The following is a 1,525-nucleotide window of genomic DNA, read 5'->3' on the forward strand; positions in this document are numbered from 1 at the left end:
GCCTTGACCGGATCGCGCCGCGCGAACGCCCGGGCGTCGGCGACGCCGCGGTCGGTCGCCAACGAGACGCGCTTGGGCACGTTGGCCTTCTCCTCGATGGCGGCGAGCGCCGCCTTCAACTCGGCGCGCGCCCGCTCCACCGGGTCGGTGATCCCGATCGCCACTGCGGTGCGGGGAATGGACAGCTCAGAACTCATCGGCCACGTCCTTCACGATGCGCGCGTCGACCTTGATGGCCTTCGCAGGGTTTTCGGCGCGGGCGAGCTTCCTGAAACGCAACAGACCCAGCAGAGCGAAGACCACCACCAGGACGACGCCCAGCACGAAGACGATGAGGCTCGCGAGCCACGCCGGCATCCACGAACTCAGCCCGATGATCAAGAACGCGGCGAATGCCGGGATGGACCAGAAGAGGCAGAACAGCGCGACCAGGAACCAGGCGCCACCCACCCCGGCATCCTTGCCCGTCTTCACCGCCCAGGCCTTCGCCGAGTCGATCTCGGCGATGACGAGGTTGCGCACCAACTCGGGCACTTCGCCGATGAGCGTCAGCAGACTGTCGTCCGAGCGGTCGCGGAAACCACGGGGCGTGCTCATCTCAGTCGTCCGCGGCGTTCTCGGCTGCGGCTTTGGTGCCGGATTCGGCGCCGGCTTCGGCTTCGGCGACCGCGTCATCCGCGGCCTTCTTGACCTCGGCGACGCTCGTCTCGGCACCGTGCGCCACGTCGGCGGCGGAGTCCTTGCCGGCATCGATCACGGAGTCGAGCTTCTGGCCGGGAGTCCCTACCTTGCTCGCCGCCTTGGTGACCTTGACGGCACCGTCCCACAGCGCGGTCGGCAGGGCCAGCGCGGCGGATTTGCCGAGCTCCTTCGCTTTGCCGACCTGCTTCTGCACGGGCGGCGTGTTCCAGAGCTTCAGGAAACCGGACTTGATCTGCTCGTAGCGCTCACGGCCGGCGCGGGAGCCCAGGACGTACCCTGCGGCGAATCCCACGACGATCCCGATCTTGCCCCTCATGGTGTCTCCTCGCATTCGACCCGTGTGCGACCAGTGGTGCTTCGTCCGTACCAGGGTAGCCCCATATGCCTGTTCCGGCATCCGTCGCGGGCGGGGGCTGGCTGGGACCGCTGCCGCTGTGCTAGGCGCGGTGCCGTGCGGGCGCAGTGATGCGAAAGCAGGCTGAAACGCACGTCGGGAGCGCGGTGAGGTCGGCGCGTGTCGATTCAGCCTGCTTTCGGAACGCGGGCGGGCCGTGACCGCCGCGGGCGACATCACGGCCCGGCGTCAGGAGCCGAACAGGATGCCGGTGCGCGCTCGCTCGGCCTCGGCCACCGCGTCGGCCACGACCGCGGCGATCCCACCACCCGCCAGCCACGCCCCGACGGCGACGAGACCGTCCTCACGGGAGATGGCGACGCGTGCGGCGGCCGCGCGTTCCGCGTGTCCGAGGACGGATGCCGGGGGCGCGAGTTGTGCACGTCGGTACGCCGCAGCGCGCGGCTCGGGCAGGTCGAGGCCGAGCAG

The 1,525-nt window shown here is 69.8% G+C and carries 3 protein-coding genes and 1 pseudogene; all 4 read right to left on the bottom strand.

Annotation, left to right across the window (positions count from 1 at the left end):
- Positions 1 to 197, bottom strand: a 197-nt coding sequence (locus WBP48_RS14260; RefSeq protein ID WP_424441418.1) for a hypothetical protein, incomplete at its 3' end; no start/stop codon positions are given.
- A complete protein-coding gene (locus WBP48_RS14265; protein WP_424441419.1) occupies positions 187 to 597 on the bottom strand; it encodes a phage holin family protein in 411 nt (136 codons plus the stop codon). The genes WBP48_RS14260 and WBP48_RS14265, both read right to left, overlap by 11 nt.
- A 1-nt stretch (position 598) precedes the next feature.
- Positions 599 to 1,018: a hypothetical protein gene (locus WBP48_RS14270; protein WP_424441420.1), complete on the bottom strand. Its 420-nt coding sequence runs from the start codon at positions 1,016 to 1,018 to the stop codon at positions 599 to 601.
- Positions 1,019 to 1,285: 267 nt separating this feature from the next.
- Positions 1,286 to 1,525: pseudogene (locus WBP48_RS14275) on the bottom strand (hypothetical protein); the annotation flags it as partial.

The organism is Microbacterium sp. (genome assembly GCF_049661145.1).
Taxonomy (GTDB): Bacteria; Actinomycetota; Actinomycetes; order Actinomycetales; family Microbacteriaceae; genus Microbacterium.